This is a genomic window from Rhodococcus sp. OS5 (genome assembly GCF_056837585.1).
In genome coordinates this window covers 2,098,702-2,113,218 of the sequence record NZ_CM166368.1, presented here as the reverse complement: position 1 = coordinate 2,113,218, position 14,517 = coordinate 2,098,702, and the positions used below count along the sequence as shown (strand labels likewise).

General features: G+C 61.4%; 17 protein-coding genes. 5 read left to right on the top strand and 12 right to left on the bottom strand.

Going from position 1 to position 14,517, the window contains the following annotated elements:
- Positions 1–56 precede the first annotated feature (56 nt).
- Entirely contained in the window at positions 57–1,046 is a 990-nt protein-coding gene (locus ACVZUB_RS09780) for a threonine ammonia-lyase (protein WP_050656871.1), read from the bottom strand.
- An 81-nt stretch (positions 1,047–1,127) separates the two neighbouring features.
- On the opposite strand from ACVZUB_RS09780, the gene ACVZUB_RS09775 reads away from it, so the two are divergent.
- Positions 1,128–2,051, top strand: a complete 924-nt coding sequence (locus tag ACVZUB_RS09775; protein WP_283551822.1) for a LysR family transcriptional regulator — start codon at positions 1,128–1,130, stop codon at positions 2,049–2,051.
- A gap of 2 nt (positions 2,052–2,053) precedes the next feature.
- On the opposite strand, the gene ACVZUB_RS09770 is transcribed toward ACVZUB_RS09775, so the two are convergent.
- Complete coding sequence (locus ACVZUB_RS09770) at positions 2,054–2,629, bottom strand: TetR/AcrR family transcriptional regulator (RefSeq protein ID WP_042449699.1); 576 nt, start codon at positions 2,627–2,629, stop codon at positions 2,054–2,056.
- 76 nt (positions 2,630–2,705) lie between these two features.
- On the opposite strand from ACVZUB_RS09770, the gene ACVZUB_RS09765 reads away from it, so the two are divergent.
- The gene (locus ACVZUB_RS09765; RefSeq protein WP_003940783.1) at positions 2,706–3,320 is read left to right on the top strand and encodes an NAD(P)H-dependent oxidoreductase; all 615 of its coding nucleotides are present in this window, start codon (positions 2,706–2,708) and stop codon (positions 3,318–3,320) included.
- A gap of 13 nt (positions 3,321–3,333) precedes the next feature.
- Here the strand turns inward: ACVZUB_RS09765 and ACVZUB_RS09760 are convergent, their stop codons facing one another.
- A complete protein-coding gene (locus ACVZUB_RS09760) occupies positions 3,334–3,915 on the bottom strand; it encodes a GNAT family N-acetyltransferase (RefSeq protein WP_065352190.1) in 582 nt (193 codons plus the stop codon).
- A 76-nt stretch (positions 3,916–3,991) separates the two neighbouring features.
- Between ACVZUB_RS09760 and ACVZUB_RS09755 the strand changes: the two genes are divergently transcribed.
- Complete coding sequence (locus ACVZUB_RS09755) at positions 3,992–4,975, top strand: hypothetical protein (RefSeq protein WP_003940911.1); 984 nt, start codon at positions 3,992–3,994, stop codon at positions 4,973–4,975.
- Positions 4,976–5,029: 54 nt separating this feature from the next.
- Here ACVZUB_RS09755 and ACVZUB_RS09750 read toward each other — a convergent pair whose 3' ends face one another.
- Genes ACVZUB_RS09750 through ACVZUB_RS09740 form a run of 3 tightly spaced genes read right to left on the bottom strand, consistent with a single transcriptional unit; the run spans position 5,030 to position 7,064 of the window.
- A complete protein-coding gene (locus ACVZUB_RS09750) occupies positions 5,030–5,920 on the bottom strand; it encodes a sucrase ferredoxin (protein WP_058226415.1) in 891 nt (296 codons plus the stop codon).
- A gap of 58 nt (positions 5,921–5,978) precedes the next feature.
- Positions 5,979–6,551 (bottom strand): YdeI/OmpD-associated family protein, encoded by a 573-nt coding sequence (locus tag ACVZUB_RS09745; RefSeq protein WP_042923448.1) that lies wholly within the window; start codon positions 6,549–6,551, stop codon positions 5,979–5,981.
- A 9-nt stretch (positions 6,552–6,560) separates the two neighbouring features.
- Positions 6,561–7,064 carry a hypothetical protein gene (locus ACVZUB_RS09740; RefSeq protein ID WP_042449832.1) on the bottom strand — a complete coding sequence of 168 codons (504 nt, stop codon included), beginning with the start codon at positions 7,062–7,064 and terminating at the stop codon, positions 6,561–6,563.
- Between the two features lie 128 nt (positions 7,065–7,192).
- On the opposite strand from ACVZUB_RS09740, the gene ACVZUB_RS09735 reads away from it, so the two are divergent.
- Positions 7,193–8,038, top strand: a complete 846-nt coding sequence (locus ACVZUB_RS09735; RefSeq protein WP_003940761.1) for an alpha/beta hydrolase — start codon at positions 7,193–7,195, stop codon at positions 8,036–8,038.
- Here the strand turns inward: ACVZUB_RS09735 and ACVZUB_RS09730 are convergent.
- Positions 8,023–8,979 carry a GlxA family transcriptional regulator gene (locus tag ACVZUB_RS09730; protein ID WP_007727480.1) on the bottom strand — a complete coding sequence of 319 codons (957 nt, stop codon included), beginning with the start codon at positions 8,977–8,979 and terminating at the stop codon, positions 8,023–8,025. The genes ACVZUB_RS09735 and ACVZUB_RS09730 overlap by 16 nt on opposite strands.
- A 125-nt stretch (positions 8,980–9,104) precedes the next feature.
- Here ACVZUB_RS09730 and ACVZUB_RS09725 point away from each other — a divergent pair, with 125 nt between their 5' ends.
- Positions 9,105–9,743, top strand: a complete 639-nt coding sequence (locus ACVZUB_RS09725) for an HD domain-containing protein (protein WP_007727481.1) — start codon at positions 9,105–9,107, stop codon at positions 9,741–9,743.
- 9 nt (positions 9,744–9,752) lie between these two features.
- Here ACVZUB_RS09725 and ACVZUB_RS09720 read toward each other — a convergent pair whose 3' ends face one another.
- The 5 genes from ACVZUB_RS09720 to ACVZUB_RS09700 all read right to left on the bottom strand — a co-directional run bounded on the left by ACVZUB_RS09720 (position 9,753) and on the right by ACVZUB_RS09700 (position 14,473).
- A complete protein-coding gene (locus ACVZUB_RS09720) occupies positions 9,753–10,709 on the bottom strand; it encodes a R2-like ligand-binding oxidase (protein WP_003940790.1) in 957 nt (318 codons plus the stop codon).
- A gap of 87 nt (positions 10,710–10,796) precedes the next feature.
- A complete protein-coding gene (locus ACVZUB_RS09715) occupies positions 10,797–12,434 on the bottom strand; it encodes a sulfatase family protein (protein ID WP_064443376.1) in 1,638 nt (545 codons plus the stop codon).
- 45 nt (positions 12,435–12,479) lie between these two features.
- Positions 12,480–12,818: a DUF6292 family protein gene (locus tag ACVZUB_RS09710; protein WP_064443375.1), complete on the bottom strand. Its 339-nt coding sequence runs from the start codon at positions 12,816–12,818 to the stop codon at positions 12,480–12,482.
- A 67-nt stretch (positions 12,819–12,885) separates the two neighbouring features.
- The gene (locus tag ACVZUB_RS09705) at positions 12,886–13,641 is read right to left on the bottom strand and encodes an alpha/beta fold hydrolase (RefSeq protein ID WP_030535116.1); all 756 of its coding nucleotides are present in this window, start codon (positions 13,639–13,641) and stop codon (positions 12,886–12,888) included.
- On the bottom strand, positions 13,628–14,473 hold the full coding sequence (locus tag ACVZUB_RS09700; RefSeq protein ID WP_054188134.1) for an alpha/beta hydrolase: 846 nt from the start codon (positions 14,471–14,473) through the stop codon (positions 13,628–13,630). Before ACVZUB_RS09700 ends, ACVZUB_RS09705 begins: the two co-directional genes overlap by 14 nt.
- Positions 14,474–14,517 lie beyond the last annotated feature (44 nt).

The following is a 14,517-nucleotide window of genomic DNA, read 5'->3' as shown; positions in this document are numbered from 1 at the left end:
ATGCAAAATTGGTGCCGCCCTACCAAACTGGCCCATGGTTCCGATCATGCCATCGGTCAGCCGACGACCCTGCGGATCTCATTCTCGGAGGCATTGGCGCCCGTGCAGACAACAGCAACGCGCTTGCCAGCGAAGGTGTTCGGATGCGCATAGACCGCAGCAAGTGCGGCCGCACCGGCGCCTTCGCTCAAAGTGTGAGCGTCGTAGAGCAACGCCCGCTGCGCGAGGGTGATGTCATCGTCCGTGACGAGCAGGAATCCCCCGAGGCGTTCACGCAAGACACGTTGAGTGAGTGCGAACCCCGCACCGGTCGCAAGCCCTTCGACACGGGTGGTGTTCGGGCGCTCGACGCACGTGCCGGAACTCCACGAGTCATGTGCGGCTCGTGCGGCCTCAGACTGCACTGCGAACACCTCGAGGTGCGGTGCAAGCGCACTGGCGACGAGACACGCCGCCGCCGCACCGCTGCCGCCACCGACTGGGACCACCACCGCGTCCAGATCAGGTTGTTGTTCGAGGAGTTCGACGTAGGCCGTTGCAACACCGGCGAGGATTGCCGGCTCATTGGCGGCGCTCACGAGACGCAGGCCGTCACGTTCGCTGATGAAATCGGCATGAGCACGTGCCTCGTCGAAGTTCACACCGTGCTCGATGAGCTCGGCTCCGAGCATGCGGACAGCGTGAGCCTTGACTGGATTCGCCCCAACCGGCATGACGATCACACACCGCACGCCCGCACCCGCCGCGGCATACGCCAAGGATTGAGCATGGTTTCCGGTCGAGTAGCCGACAATCCCCCGCGCCCGCGTCGCCTCATCCAGTCCTGCCACCAGGTTCAGTCCGCCGCGAACCTTGAACGCACCCGTGGGGTGCACGTTCTCGTGTTTGACGAACAATTGGCTGCACGAGCCCGCACCCAAGGTCGGGTGCGATATCAGGGGCGTGACCGGTAGATGCCGACGGACGACCTGACTGGCACGCTCGATGTCTGCCCATACGGGTGGATGTAGCTGGTTTGATGCCGTGAGATCAGATGCCGGTGCCATGTGATTCACCCTGCCAAACACCGATTCATAGATCCAATACGTGTTTTCGTCCAAAGCATCGAAATCTTCTATGATTTTGGCATGCTCGATCCAATTCGACTGAGGGTCCTGGTCGCTGTTGCACAGGAAGGGTCGGTGACAGCCGCCGCCGATTCTCTCGGTTACGCGCAGCCCTCCATCAGTCACCACCTTCGACAGCTCGAATCGGAAGTCGGGGTTCCACTGTTCCAGCGAGCGGGTCGTGGACTGCGCCTGACGGACGCCGGCGCAGTGCTGGTTCGGCGAGCCACCGAGATCCTCGGCCACGTCGACGCAGCGGTAGCCGAAGTCCAGACGTACGCAGGACTGAGGGCCGGGCGGGTACGACTGGCCGCATTCCCGTCAGCCCTGGCGAGTTTGATTCCGCAGGCGATGGCAGCGTTCACGTCCCAGTACCCCGATGTGTCCATCAGCCTCGTTGATGCAGAACCACCCAAAGCACTTGCACTGCTCCGTAACAACGATGTCGACGTAGCTGTTGTCTTCGCGCACGAGGACACCCCTGAAGTCGGGCTCAAGCATGTCGCGCAGACGGCTTTACTGGAAGATCCGTTGTACCTGATCACCTCTGCGCGGAATGCAGATGCCGCCAACGAGATCACGGACTACGCCGGTGAGACCTGGATTGCCGGTTGCCCGAGCTGCCGAGCCCACCTCCTCACCGCTTGCAATCGAGCTGGATTCATTCCGCGGATCGAGTTCGAGACCGACGACTACGTCGCCGTCCAAGCCCTGGTCGCCTCCGGAAGCGGGGTAAGCACCCTTCCGGCCCTCGCCCTCCAGGCACATCAGAACCCGAGTATCCGCGCACACCGCATTCCCGGCGAGCGACGCACTGTCTCCGTCGCAACCTACGGCAAACCTCCATTTGCTCCCGCGATCGACGCGTTCGTCAGAACTCTGACAGCGATATCCGAATCCATGCGTGAGCGCGTCGAATTGGATGGGCACCAAGATAACCGGTGACCTCAGGTCCGGCCGACCACCGCGACTATCAGTGCGGCAAGTTCGCTTCGAGCATCGTCGGGCGAGAGCGCTCCCGCTACCGCCGCATGCGAGAGTGCCTCTGCAGCACCGAATATTGCGGTCATCGAAGGTTGCGCAAGTCCTCCGCCCGCACCAAAGGGAGTCAGCACCTCCCGACATCGTTCGGAATAGGCGTGTTCCGATTCACGCTTGACCCGCTCCAGCTCGGGCGAACCCTCTAGCGCTGCAAGCACACCCGTCAGTTCACGCCCCTGCGCCAGCGAACATCCGACGTAGGAGTCGGCGATGGCATTCGCGCGTCCGTTCAGAGACTCATCCGCGGCATCGAGATACTCCTCGAGCATCACCGTCTGACGATCGTCGAATTCCTTGAAGAGGGCTGCCAACAACGCGGCGCGAGAGGCGAAATGGCTGTATACAACTGGCTTTGCAACGCCGGCACGTTCAGCCAACCGACCAAGGGTCAGCGCGTCCGCACCCTCCTCTCGCACCAACGCCCACGACACCTCCACGAGTTGTTCGTACCTGCCGGCTCGCGACAGTCTCGTACGTGCCATCGGACACCTCCTTGCGCTATATACCAATAGTAACCTACTCTTAGTACATAAGCGCACCATCTACCGAAGGACGCTCATGACCACACTCGTCGTAGTCTCCCACCCCGATCCCCAGTCACTTACCCAGCATGTCGCCCGTTCTACCGCCGACGCGATCCGCGACCTGGGCGGCGACGTCGACTTCGCGGACCTACATGCCGAGAATTTCGATCCCCGATTCGCCGAAGCCGATGTGAACCTGTTCCGCGGCAAAGGGACTCCCCCGGCCGACGTTGTAGCCGAGCAGGACCGAATCGATCGTGCAGACGATCTGATTCTCGTGTTTCCGATGTACTGGTGGTCGATGCCCGCACTACTCAAAGGTTGGATCGATCGAGTCTTCGTCAGCGGATGGGCGTACGAATTCACCCCGGGAAGCGAATTCGTGAAGAAACTGGACCGACTCACCGTCCACCTGATTCCAGTCGCAGGTGACGACGCCGAGAGTTTCGACCGACACGGCGTGTACGAGGCCTTCCGGACACAGATCGAACGCGGAATCATCGAATATTGCGGTGCCACACTGGGATCGACAACCTTCGTTCACGAGTCGGACACGAAGAGCCGAGACGTCCTCGCCGCAGAAATCCACGACCTCAGCGAAAGCATCGCGTCCCGTGTCGCCTACCCTGCGACCGCGACTTCCCGTTGACGGTCAAAAACGGTCAACTGGCGCTTGACCGGCCCGTGGCCGCCCAGTAGCGAAGCGTGTCTCCCGAATGGCCGAGGTTGCGCGACAACTGATCAGCTGGGCGCACGCTATCGAGAAGTCCCCCACACCCTTCGATAACATTACGCGAACCCGCGTTCGTTTCGTCGCAGGTAATCAGGACGCGACTGAGCCCCACCGGGTCGCCGGCATACGTGAGCACTTCCCGCAGAGCAGCCGACGCTATCCCTTTCCGCCGTTCCGACGGCCGAATCCCGTAGCCGATATGACCACCAAGATCAGCCAAGAACTCATTCAAGCTGTGCCGCAACTGGATAGCACCGAGATACCTGCCGTCTCGAACGATCCACCAGTTGGTTGCCGGGACAATGTCGGGCCCCGGCAACGCCTCGGGCTGCGCCAACAACTCCTGCACCCAGTGCCCGAACCCATCGCGGGAGGCAAGGTCGAGATCCAGACGTTGCGCAACTCCCAAGGCCGAGCCGGGCTGATCCGCCTGCGGTCCGCCCCACTCGTCACGCGACTCCAACCAGGACACCCACAAGGCCTCGTCAGGCGCAACCAAATCGACTGTCATAGCAGCGATGCTACGTCGCACCCGCAATGGTCGAGACTTCGCCTCAATCCATCGCAAAAGCACATAGTGTCGATGTATGAGTGGACGATTCACAGCTGGGGTCTTTATCGTCGTCGTCAGTGTCGTCGCCGTTGCGTTGGTTTGGACCGGCGTTCGAGACTATGAATCTTTCACTCCGCCGGTCGCGACGGCGGTCGATCGGGCAGACTGCCTCGCCCCTGATATCACCGCCGCGCTCGTAGCCCCCGAGGCACGCGACAGCAGCATCGCACTTCGCCCCGAGGGAAGTGGTTACCCGCCTCCTGATTTCAGCCCCGTTGCCGTTGTTCGATGCGAACGCGGAGAAACGTCCGACGGTGGGTTGACCATCGACTCCATACGCCTCGAGGGGGACATCCACGCGGTGGACGATGCATTCCGCGAACAGTCTCGTCGATTTCCTGCCAACGTCCGGGCCGACTGCGCGTACCGTCTCGTCCCGCCAGCCGGTTTGTGGCTGGTAGACGAAGCAGGAGCAGCCATACGCCCTACCTGGCCGACCGCGCCCTGCGGACTGCAAGAGAAACCACACGCAGCCCTGAGCCAACTACATGAGATCAGCCGCGCGCAGCATCCGGTCGACGGCATCTCCTCCGATGACGCCGGAACCTGCGCGGAGTCGATCGGACAACCGTTCGCGACGACCACTGAAGCTGACATGAGTCGCATGGCAGAACACGAAGACACTCACGCGCGCCCACTGACGGAAACAGCTTTGGCTACACCGATTTCCGACGTCGGCAGACTACTGGTGTGCCGCTATTCCACCGAACCGCCGCTGCCCGAGTCCCGAATCCGCTTGTCACGCCAGCAGAGTACTGATCTGATGGAGGTTGCATCCACCGCGCCACCTGCAGGCCCATGCGATCTCGTCGCCCATCACATCGCTTCGATCGACGTACTTCGTCCCGACGGATCGGGCGGCACGCGGATGGCAGTCGAACTCGACGGATGCCAACGCGTAAACCTCCTCGGACAACGTCAATTACCGCCCGCAGTCATTGCGCTCCTGTTGCAGTAGCGATGACCCACACCCGAGTTCATCGAGACTGATCGTAGAAAACCGACGATGAAATCACAGGTCTCGAATCGACGTGACGACAACCGGCCTGACCGGCTTGGGCGCCGCGCCGCAACTCGGTGGACGCGGCGCGAGTTCGGAGACTGCAGTCTCCACGGCCCATTGCCGGCCGTCCACATGTGCGACGACGCATGTCCCGTCACTCGCCTGCTCGATGACAGCCAAGTCGTCGATTCCGCAGGTTATTTGCTGTCGCACAGCAATTTCCGAAGCCTGCCCCGCAGGAGACCAACAACTCCGTCCACGCAGGCCTGGCAAATGGACCTGATCTCGGGAAGCCACCTCCACGGCCGTGACACTCTCACTTGCCGACAGACGGCCGTACGTATTGCCGCTCGGCAACAGGATCATCGACGGCGCGAATCGGTGCCCGCCGGTATGCGAACACTCCCACACCTGGGGTCCGAAGGACGACATCAGCGCTGCGGCGATCGGCCTGCCGAATACAGCGCAGCACTGGTCGCGCTTGCCGTGTGCGCAAACCAATACGACTGGCTCGGTCACTTGCTCGCCCAGTCCTGGTGGCGGCCCATCCAACAAGAAGAAATCGACGTCGAGTAATTCCATCGGCGAATCGATGTGCAACCTTTCACACCATGAGTCGCTCGGATCGGAGCGCACAAGCAGGACGGTGTGTCCATCAGTCATCGGATCGGTGCGCCCGGGTCGCCGAACGAACATGATTCGTACGTTCGCTGCATCGGCTCGGCGGCTCAGCTCGGCGGCAAGCTCCTCCCCCAAGGCCGTACCGTCCAACACGTCACGACCCCACGCGGCATTGAATTCGAGGCATACCCAGCCCTGCACGACGGCAGCGCTGCCTGCCAGCGGCTCATCGACAGCAGACAGTGCGGAACAGGTTTCGGCTTCGATCACGAGGCCCATTGTGTCAGCCTCGCTGGGTGTCGATTCGCAAGTCCCTGTGGCCCAGTGACGCGGCAGCTCAATAGAACTTCTTGCCCTCCGCAAGCTGGTTCACGAACTTCTCGATCCGCCTGGCTCGCGTCTCCGGACGCTTTGCCTCCTGCAGTCGGTACGCGATGGTGAATCGGTTGGTGGAATTGAGCGTCGCGTAGAACTCACGAGCCTTCGGGTTTTCCGCGAGCGCATCGAGAAAGTCTTTCGGTACCTCGGCCTTGGCTGATCCCTCGTACGCGCGATCCCATCGACCGTCGGCCTTGGCCTTCTCGATCTCGGCGATGCCGGAAGGCTCGAGAAGTCCCGCAGCGTCGAGGCGGGCGACTATCTCGACGTTGCGTTTGGACCACGGACTCCGCGCGGTGCGTCGCGAAAACTTCTGTACGAAGAAATCGTCGTCGATTCGCCGTGCGAGGCTGTCGATCCAGCCGAAGCACAGGGCAACGTCCAACGCTTGGTCGTAGTCGATCGAACTGTGCGACGAGGTCTTCTTGGCCATTTTCAGCCAAAGGCCGGGGACCAACTCGTGGTTCTCGGACAGCCATCGACGGAACTCTTCTCCGTCAGCGAAGTATTCGGTGCCGAGTTCGACTGCCATCAGTGCTCCTCATTTTCGCGATACCCATACTCTGACAAAACCCTGCGACAAATATCCGAGAGTTCCGAGTGCGAGCACCCATTTGGCAATACTGACGGTCGAAGCGGCGCGAACCCTCGAGTCGGTGATCCTGTCGCGATGATCGAGGAAATGGAGTCCGACCACGTTCTCGACGTAGTCGCCGGCCGCCGACAGTACCGGCACTACGGCAAGGGCGCGCCGAGTTGCCGGGGAAAGGGGAACCCGCTCCCCGAGCCTCGTGCCCGCTGACCGCAAAGCCATCGCGTAGATCGCGGGATGTACGAAGTCGGGGTAGTAGTGACTACGAAATCGTGCCGTGGCCTCGTCGTCCATGGAGTCCAAGATCTCGACGTACCGGCGAGCGGAGAACGCCGTCTGCACTTCCAATACTTTGGGAGCCACCGGCCCGAGTAGGCGAGCAATATTCGCTTGTGAGACAACAAAAGCGGTGGTCCACAGTGCCATCGCCTTCGCAGATCCAGTTGGTGCCATGCCACGATCGTGCCATCTTCGCACAACAGAACGGAACGGCCCGACGGAAGAGCTCGCCGAAAATGTGAATGAGGTTGTAAAAAGCGGGCATCCCGTATCGATCATCGGTCCGATAGCGGGGAGCGCGCATGTCGCCCAAGTCCAACCCGACTGTTCTGTTCATCCACGGACTTTGGATGCACCCGACCACCTGGGACCCCTGGGCGCAGGTTTTCAGCGCGCAGGGGTACTCCACAATGGCGCCGGGATGGCCAGGGGACGCGTCGACCGTGGGTGAGACGCGTGAACACCCGGAAGACATCGCGGGACACGGCATCGAGGACGTGACGGATCACTACGCCAAGGTGATAGCCGATCTCGACGAACCACCGATCGTGGTGGGGCATTCGTTCGGAGGTTTGATCGCGCAGAAACTTCTGGGCCAGAAGCTGGCGACCGCGGCAATTGCCATCGACCCGGCTCAGCCCAAAGGGGTGTTGAAACTTCCCCTCGTTCAACTGGGCAGTGTTTTCCCGGTCCTGTCCAACCCCGGGAACTACCGGAAGGCGTACTCACACAACAGAGAGTCGTTCCACAAATCCTTTGCCAGCGCCGTGTCCAAGGACGAGTCCGACGCATTGTTCGAGCAGTATGCGATTCCCGCCCCTGGTCGGCCGTTGTTCGAGGCAGCACTCGCCAACTTCGCGCCCCACAGCCCCGCTGCAGTAGATTTCAACGCCCGCCGCGGGCCACTCCTGATGATCGGCGGCGGCAAGGATCGCACAGTCCCGAAAGCCAGTTCGGACAGCTCGTTCAAGAAGTACGCCAAGGCCCCGACGATCAACGAATACAAGGTCTTCGGCGATCGAGGTCACTCGCTGACCATCGACCACGGCTGGCGTGAGATCGCGGACTACAGCCTTGCCTGGCTCGACAAGCAGGGCATGAGCCCGCCGCAAGGCAAGCACGAAAGTCAGTCTCAGCCGAAAGCTTGAAAACGACGGCGGTACACCTGCGGCGAGATTCCGAGATGCGTGGAAAATGCTCGTCGTAGGGATTCCGAACTGCCGAATCCCGCCAATTGCGCGGCTTCGGTCACCGAGTGGCCGGCATCGAGGAGCGCTTTCGCGGAGTCGAAACGGATCAACTCGACGTATTTGGCCGGCGTCGTACCGAGTTCTTCCCGAAAGAGCCTCGTCAGATGCCGTGGGCTCAGGTGCGCCAGGGCAGCCAGTTCGTCGACCGAGTACTCCCCCGCCGGATCGGCGGCCACCGCCTCGACCACTGCGCGAAGCGCGGGCACCCGGGGCCGCGGCCCGCTCAACGACGGCGAGAACTGTGACTGCCCACCTGGACGTTGGAGAAATACCACCAGAAGCTGTGCGACACGTCGGGCCATTTCTGCACCATGATCTCGCTCGAGCAATGCGAGCGCGAGGTCGATCCCGGCGGTCACACCCGCAGACGAGAACACCGTGCCGTCCTGGATGAAAATGGCGTCGGGAACTACCGTGATCTGCGGATAGGCGCGCGCCAGCGTTGCCGTGTGTTGCCAATGCGTCGTTGCGCGGCGTCCATCGAGCAGTCCACTCGCCGCCAGGATGAATGTCCCGGTACAGATCGAGGCAACCCGACCTGAACGTCTCGCCAGATCGCTCGCTGCCTCACGCAATTCCGGACTCACCGGCATCGACGGGAACACGTCGCCACCCATGACCAGCAACGTGTCGAAGGAACCGGAATCTGCGACGTCACAGTCGACCGGAATGCGCATGCCGGTCGACGAGTCGACATCGTGTCCACCTACCGAGCAGATCACCAACTCGTAGTTCGCTCCGCCGCGATTGGCCTCTGCGAACACCTCACTCGGACCTGCGACGTCGAGCAGTTTGACGCCGTCGAACACCAGGACGGCAACTCGATGCACTGCGGTCACGATCGCTCCCCTTCGTCCTGATCTGTGGACAGTATGGCCGAGATCAGGGTGCGCTCGCGTGCGTGCTCGACCGACACTGGGACAGACCGAGAAATTCGCAGCAGCGACGAGCAGAGCAGGTACCGATGAACACGATCATTGCCGGTGTGAAAATCCCCGATTCGAAGATGGCTGCCGACGCCACCGAACTCGTCCGAGATACGGCGTCCGAGTTACTGTTTCACCACTCGCGACGCGTCTTCCTCTTCGGATCGCTGCAAGGCGCGCGTTTGGGACTGCACGCCGACCCCGAATTGCTCTACGTCGGCGCCATGTTTCACGACCTGGGGCTCACCGAGAAATTCCGGGACAGTACGGCGCGATTCGAATTGGACAGCGCGGACGAAGCGCGGCGATTCCTCACCGGCTACGAAGTCGACGAAACCGACATCCGCAAAGTGTGGGAAGGCATCGCTCTACATACGACGCCCGAGGTCCCCTCGCGGCTGGAGCCCGAAATCGCCTTGGTGACAGCGGGTGTGGAGACCGATGTACTCGGAATCGGATACAGCGAACTCGACCAGGCCGACATCGACGCCGTCACCGCGGCCCACCCCCGTCCGGATTTCAAGAATCAGATCTTGAAGGCCTTCACCGACGGCTTCAAGCACCGTCCCGAAAGCACGTTCGGGACGGTGAACGCTGACGTACTCGAACATTTCGTGCCGGGATTTCGGCACATCGATTTTGTCGAGGTCATCCAGAACTCGGCTTGGCCCCAATAGAATTCGCAGTCATTTGGCCGCCTCACTCATCGCAGCGGCATCTTCTGCCCCGAACTTTTCCTCGAGGGTCTCCGGCGAATAGTCGAGGTCGATCTCGGCGACGTCGCGCCCGCGTGCAGACTCGATCGCCGAAAGTCGGCGCTGTGCACGGTCTGCGGCATACTCGAGGAACTCCTGATTGTCCAAACCGAACGGCTGCACCTCGAATTGATCGTTGACCCAGTTGATCATTCCGAGGGCCATGGGCATGAGTTCACCCATCCGCTGCTGGACGACGTCCCAGTTGTGATCGTCGGCGGCGACGTGCCTTCGGCAGGTGAACGTCCCCCAAGCCATGTGCCGTCGTTCGTCGTCACCGATCTTTCGCACCAATTGCTGCATGCCAGGGAGGATTCCGCGCGTCGCACAAACTTTCTGCCAGGCGTAGTAACCCGTCAGCGCCAGACTGCCCTCGATGACGTGGTTGTACGTGACGCTGGCACGCACCTGGTTGACCGGGCTGGGGTCTGTCTCGAGAATGCGTAGCGACGACGGCAGCTCCTCGTAGAACAGTTGCCGGTAGTACGGATTGTCAGCGACGTAGGAATGCAGGTCACTGGTCAATCCCACTTCGTCCATCCACAGCCGAAACACCTGGGTGTGCTTGGCTTCCTCGAAACAGAACTGCGTCAAGTACATCTCGTCGCCGAATCGTCCCTCGGTCGACATTGCTTTCATGAACGGTTGAATGTCTTCGGTGACGGCTTCTTCACCGGCGATGAACTGCGCACACAGGAAGGTGGCGCTGCGCTGTTGTTCGCTGGTCAGCTCCTGCCAGTCACGGGCATCCTGCGAAAAATCGAGGTCGGTTGGGTTCCAGAATTTGGCGTTTCCCTTGGTGAACAATCGGAGTGGGAACGAATCCCAGTTCAACCCTCCCGACCGAAGAGAACTGAAACCTTCTCGCCCCGGCGAGGTGACAGTCATGACATTCCTTCTTCCCGAACCGAAGACAGATGCCCCACCAGCATGCCCGCAGAACTGAAACGTGAATCAGTTTTGACGAAATTCGATCTATTCCTTCAGGGAAACACCCTTGGTCTCCATCACTGCGAAGAGCTTGGCGTTCATCTGAGCTGCCAGATCCGGCCGATACGAACCGATGTTGAGCGGATTGGCGAGATTGTTCAGTTCCAAGGGGTCGGCTTGTAAGTCGTACAGTTCGTATTGCGGCGCAGCAACTCCCGCAGGATCGAAGTACATCGTGTACTTCCAGCGGCTCTCGCGTATGCACCGAATGTGGTTGGGCTGCGTGACGATGTTCTGACCGTCGGGCGTCGCACAGTTCTGATCGTCGTAGGTGAACAGAATCGTGTCCTGAACCTGCGCGCTGGGACTTTGCGGATAAGCGGCGGCGTCGACGATGACCGGTGTCAGATCGGTACCCAAGAAGTTCCACGATTGACGCGCAGGCGCTTGGGCGAGCGTGGCGAGAGTGGGCATCACGTCGATCAACGACGCCAGGGCGTCGGTGCGAACGGGTTCGGGAAACAGCAAGGGGTTGCTGATGACCAGTGGAACGCGCAGCGTTTCCTCGTAGGCGTTGAACACTTTCTGCCGCAAACCTCCGTGGCTCATCCCCATCTCCCCGTGATCGGACATCCGAACGATCACCGTGTCGTCGAGCATCTGTGGAGTGGCTTCGATCGCGTCGAGCACGCTGCCGATGTGTTCGTCGACCACTTTGTGCATATAGGCGTAGAAGTTGATGTAGTTGCGCGCCTGATCGGGTCCGAGCAGCGGCCCGAGACCGGCTGCCAACAGCAGTTCCGACTGAACCTGGGCTGTCGGTTTGTGATTGAGCGCCAGGATCTCGTCGAAGGTGGGCGGCAAGTCGATACCCTGCTCGAAGGCGCCCGGCGCGTCCGATCCGTAGTTGTCGCACGTGCCGTTCATCGCGTTCCACGTCTGGGGGTACGCGAGGACATCGTGCGGGTTCACGAACGAGACGATCAGCGCCCAAGGCTGTCCGGATGCGACTGCGGGTCCGGAGAGAAACTCGACAGCTTCCTCGGCGACACGGCGATCATGGTCTGCGCACCCGCCACCGAAGTGATCCGGATTGGTGTCCTGGCCCGCGTCCGGCGGAATCCACCCCTCGAAGCCGAATCCTGCCACGTCCTCGCTTGTCGGATCACCACCCTCGACGCCTTTGCTCAGATGCCATTTCCCCCGGTACTGGACGTTGTAGCCGGCCGACGCCAGCAGCTTTGCCATGTTCTGTTCGGAGACCTGCAACTGTGGCTCGGTGGGTGAGACAGTGCCACCTTCGGTGAGCGTTCTGGTGACCCCGTGCTGCGCGGGGTAGAGGCCGGTGAAGAACGTACTGCGACTGGGCGAGCACATCGCGGTGTTGCACACTGCCTGGTCGAAACTCAGCCCGTGATCGGCAATCCTCTTGCGGTTGGGCAGATTCTGTTCAGCCCAGCCTTGGGGCCAGTACATCGGCCGGCGTTCCTGATCGGTGACGATGACAACGATGTTGGGTTTCTGCGGAAACCGATCGGCGGGTGCTGCTTGTACCGACGCCGCGCTCACCGCGCCGGTTGCGACGTCTGCCACTCCGGCGAGGACAAGAGCACCGACGCCACCGAGGAACGTCCGGCGCGGCAATGAATGACAATGCGAGGCTGGAACGTTCTCTGGGTTCACGTGCGTCGTCCTCTCGGAGGCGTTGTCGCCCCAGAGTTGACCGAATCACTCTTCGCTACACATGCTCGAGCAAACCGCCTGACTGATCAGCTCGATTACCCGATCCGCACAGCGCAGCGGATCCGGTGTCCGGCCGATGCCGAGAGTGTCGACTATCGAAATCGTCCTTCGCACATCAGCCTCCTCGACGCCCCACGACCAACCGAAGTCGTGATTCCAGAGCAGAACTGCGTTCTTCCCCGGATGGTTTCGGGCATGAACGGGGAGAACGATCACCGCATCCGTGCTCGGACCCTGCGGCCATCGAACTGTCTCACCGTGAACGGATCGTGCTACCGCGTCGACGTATTCGTGTGCGGACCAGTCGTTGCCGTTGGTATGCATGGAAGTACATTCGGTGCCACACACGTTTCGGATGGGTTCGTGGCATCACCGATCAAGTATTGCGCTTTCAGGAAATGAACGGCAACACAACGGATTCGAATTGGCGATGACCGTCGCGGTGGACACTGTGGCCGGTACGGAAAGAGACCAATTCGCAGCGTGCGACGGTGGCTGCAACAGCGTCGAGGCGAACAGGATCCACCATCCCGCCCAGACCTCCACGCAGGAACAACATGTCAGCCTCGATGAGCGGCAACCGATCCCACCACTGCGGATCCGGCCGGCGGAACTGCTCGAGCGCGGACCGCGTCATCGAGCGATCGAACGTCAACGCGGCTCGCGGATGCCGCACCAAACTTGTTGTGGCATGCCACAGTTCTGGGACACTCGGCAATTTCCTCGCGAACACCTGTTCCGGGTCACCCGCACGTAGTGGTAACGGCGCTTCCTCGATGACCAACTTCCGCACCGCAGTGGGACGTTTCTGCGCGATCAACGACGCCGCGTGCCCGCCGAGCGAGTGGCCGACCAGATCCACCTGCTCGAGTTCGAGATGATCACACACGTCCATGACGTCGTCCGCGAACTCCTCGAACAGATACGACGACGCACGAGCGCTCCGGCCGTGGCCGCGAAGGTCGACCGAGACAACTCGCCGGTTGCGTGATCGCAAGGTCCGCGCGAACTTGTCCCAGGTACCGCTGTCGCCGCCCATCCCGTGCACGAGGACTACCGGAGGCAGATCGGCCACACTGGGATGCGAGCCGGAATCGCGGTAGCTGATCTGGACCCCGCCGGCACTTCGTACGTTAGCGACACTCACGAGTTCCCAGGATAGACCCGTCCTCACGGATTGCTGACGCGGTCAGCCGAGGCTGCAACTCCCCTGGTCGCGTGACCTCGTCGTAGCGACCGAGTCCGATCCTCGCGATGTTTCGCAGCGACTCGCTTGCATCGGCGAAGTAGCCGCAATGCCCTCGAACGGCACCGGTACCGAAAACAATGGCTCCGTGCTGCGCCCGAACTGGAGACGGGCCGTGCCCGATGCGGCCGATCTTCACGCGTGGGAAGTAGCGGATCCAGTCCGACGGACCAAGCGCAGCCCAGAGATTTCCGGCAAAGCACAGGTCTTCGCGCGAACTGGTCCCCATCCCCGGACTACCCAGCACCACGCAATCGTCCACTCGCGCCGACGGGAGAGCGAGTCCGCACACCACGGCCCCGTAGCTGTGTCCGACGAGCGTCACATGCGCCGATCGCGGCAGGATACGAGTCAACCGCGCCAGATCTATCGCACCAAGTTCTGCAAGTGTCCGGGAGAACGACTCGAGAAATCCCCACGGCGTCCGATAACCGACCCACACGATCACCGCGACGCGGTCGTTCGGCCCGAGCGTTCGGAGCATCCTTCCCAGTGTCCATCCGCTCGCGCGTGGTCCTGTCGGACGGTTCTCGTCGAAGTAGTTTCCCAGTCCGTTGTCGTTGCCCGGCACGAAGATCATGATGTGCTCGGCGGTGGCGACATCGCCGAACACCTCCACGATCCGGCCTTCGCCGGTCTCGTCGTACGCCAGAAGTTGTGCGTCGCGTAGCTCCATCGGCTCGTAGTGAAGTCGATCGGTTCCGGAAACGTCAGCTCGACCCGCCGTTTTCATGACACTCCTCGCGAAGAGTTGCAACGACGAGAATCATTGCAACA

Coding starts and splice junctions, on each gene's coding strand:
- ACVZUB_RS09780 (WP_050656871.1), bottom strand. CDS start 1,046: ATGGCACCGGCATCTGATCTCACGGCATCAAACCAGCTACATCCACCC.
- ACVZUB_RS09775 (WP_283551822.1), top strand. CDS start 1,128: ATGCTCGATCCAATTCGACTGAGGGTCCTGGTCGCTGTTGCACAGGAA.
- ACVZUB_RS09770 (WP_042449699.1), bottom strand. CDS start 2,629: ATGGCACGTACGAGACTGTCGCGAGCCGGCAGGTACGAACAACTCGTG.
- ACVZUB_RS09765 (WP_003940783.1), top strand. CDS start 2,706: ATGACCACACTCGTCGTAGTCTCCCACCCCGATCCCCAGTCACTTACC.
- ACVZUB_RS09760 (WP_065352190.1), bottom strand. CDS start 3,915: ATGACAGTCGATTTGGTTGCGCCTGACGAGGCCTTGTGGGTGTCCTGG.
- ACVZUB_RS09755 (WP_003940911.1), top strand. CDS start 3,992: ATGAGTGGACGATTCACAGCTGGGGTCTTTATCGTCGTCGTCAGTGTC.
- ACVZUB_RS09750 (WP_058226415.1), bottom strand. CDS start 5,920: ATGGGCCTCGTGATCGAAGCCGAAACCTGTTCCGCACTGTCTGCTGTC.
- ACVZUB_RS09745 (WP_042923448.1), bottom strand. CDS start 6,551: ATGGCAGTCGAACTCGGCACCGAATACTTCGCTGACGGAGAAGAGTTC.
- ACVZUB_RS09740 (WP_042449832.1), bottom strand. CDS start 7,064: ATGGCACCAACTGGATCTGCGAAGGCGATGGCACTGTGGACCACCGCT.
- ACVZUB_RS09735 (WP_003940761.1), top strand. CDS start 7,193: ATGTCGCCCAAGTCCAACCCGACTGTTCTGTTCATCCACGGACTTTGG.
- ACVZUB_RS09725 (WP_007727481.1), top strand. CDS start 9,105: ATGAACACGATCATTGCCGGTGTGAAAATCCCCGATTCGAAGATGGCT.
- ACVZUB_RS09720 (WP_003940790.1), bottom strand. CDS start 10,709: ATGACTGTCACCTCGCCGGGGCGAGAAGGTTTCAGTTCTCTTCGGTCG.
- ACVZUB_RS09710 (WP_064443375.1), bottom strand. CDS start 12,818: ATGCATACCAACGGCAACGACTGGTCCGCACACGAATACGTCGACGCG.
- ACVZUB_RS09700 (WP_054188134.1), bottom strand. CDS start 14,473: ATGAAAACGGCGGGTCGAGCTGACGTTTCCGGAACCGATCGACTTCAC.